A 1913-nucleotide genomic window follows, 5' to 3' on the forward strand; every position below is an offset into this window, starting at 1 on the left:
CCCGATCGGCTACCCGCCGTTCGGCTACCGATGGGTGCTGCCCCACGGACGCGGCCCGGTGCAGCTGCGGGATGGTGACAAGCGCCTGGGGGCCTGGCTATGGGCAAAGCCGGGCGACGTCGGGGAGGCCTGGGTCCCCAAGGTGCAGCCCGGCGAGCCGGCACACCAGGGGACTGAACAACTCCCAGTGCCCTCACTCGCCGACGACCTCCCGAGCGGTGTCGACACCCAGCGGGTCGAGGGGGGCGCTGCCTCGCTACGGGCCTGGCAGCACTCGGCGCTGGATGCCTTGCTGCAGCGCGCGAAGACGGAACTGGCCACCCCTGGCGGATTCTGGGCCCTGGCCGCCATCGACACGGCCGGTGGCATCGTCCTGCACGGCAGTGCCAAAACCGTGGTGGATGGGAAGACCGTGCCCGGGCGGGTCGACGCCTTCATACCGGTCGCGGTCACGGTCGCCGGCTTCGCGGACTGGCTGGAGGCCGCGGGCTTCACAGGGGAAGGCGAACTGACCGTCGCCCTGATCGGCGTGAGCACGCGGAACCGAGCGGTGGCACTGCGGTTCACGAGAGCGCTGAACGCTCTGATGGAGGACCGGGCGCAACAGGCCAGGGCGGCTCTCACGGCGGCCGCCCGCGAGCGGGGCGAGGTCCTGCCCGAGCAGCCCGCGGGCCCGTTGGTCACCGTACGGCTGGCGGAGTTCGACCACACCGACTACGACCAGGTTGCGGACCGGGTCTCCATCGGGTGGATCCCCAAGGCGGACGTGGTGGAGGACGAGCCCGTCGTCCCGAACGAGCCACTGCTCACGTTCAACGGTTTCCTCGATCTGCAGCTGCCGGTGGAGTGGCAGCTGACCGAGTTGTCGAGCCGGCCCGACGTGCAGCAGCTGGTGATCGACTGGCATTGGTCCGACCCCCGGCATGTACCGCCTCTAGCCGAACCCCCCTCCTACGAGACACTCGCCGCCGTCCAGGAGCAGACCTCTGGAGAAGGTCAGGTCGTCGAGTACCCGGACGTTGACATGGCCGATGCGGAGCCGGAGCCGGAGCCGGAGGAGGGGACGACGGGCCTGCCCTCCGGGGAGCACGAGGTGGGGGGAGTCGAGCCGTCCATCCACCGCCTGGGCAAGCAGGCGGTCCGAGGCATCCCCAACGGCATCCTCGACGAGAGTGGCACCGGGGGTCCGGTGGTCCGGCACGGAAGCCACATTCCGCTCGCCCAGTACCTGCGTTTGGCTGATCACGCGACTGACCCATCGCCGTATCATGGGGCGAATGTGCTCACCGGAGAACAGACGCTCCGGTACGAGGTCGCCGGGATCCTCGATCCCCGGCTCTGGGTTGTGCCGGACGGCCCTCTCACCCCCTTGCCCTCACAGGACGGGCTGTCCCCGCAGAGACGCTGGCTGATCCGGGACTTCCCGAACCACTATGCGGAGATCGTGCCGTCCGGCATTCGTATCCTCCGGCTGGGCGACAGCCGGTGGGAGGCGGACCATCTGGTGCTCAGTGAGCTGCCCATCGAGACCGGTACCACTGTCTGGGTCGGCAACCACCCATGGAGCTCGTTCATCCAGGAGGACGCCGATGCCGCCAGTGCGGCGCTGTCCGGCATCCGCCCCGAGCGGCTCCGCGGCGGCAGGCTCAAGCTGCTCGCGCCCGCCTTCGATGACGCGCTCAACAAGGCGTACCGGGTCGCGGCCGCCTACTCCCTGACCATGCTGGACCCACGGTTCAGTGGGCCCGTTGTACTCCAAGCGCCGCCCAGTCCACACGTCGACGGCGTGTTCGGACGCGGTCGCGATGGGCACGCCGAGGACCAGGACACGGTGATGGGGGAGAGCTCCAGCTCCTCCGCGACAACTGTGGCCGCGCCACTGGACCACATGCCGATGGCAGGCGGCTTTATGA

1 protein-coding gene is annotated in these 1913 nt (G+C 69.4%); it reads left to right on the plus strand.

From position 1 onward, the window contains the following. A partial coding sequence (locus ACWGI8_RS43705; RefSeq protein WP_453669117.1) for a hypothetical protein occupies positions 1–1913 on the plus strand: 1913 nt, incomplete at both ends.

It is taken from the genome of Streptomyces sp. NPDC054841, from assembly GCF_053611045.1.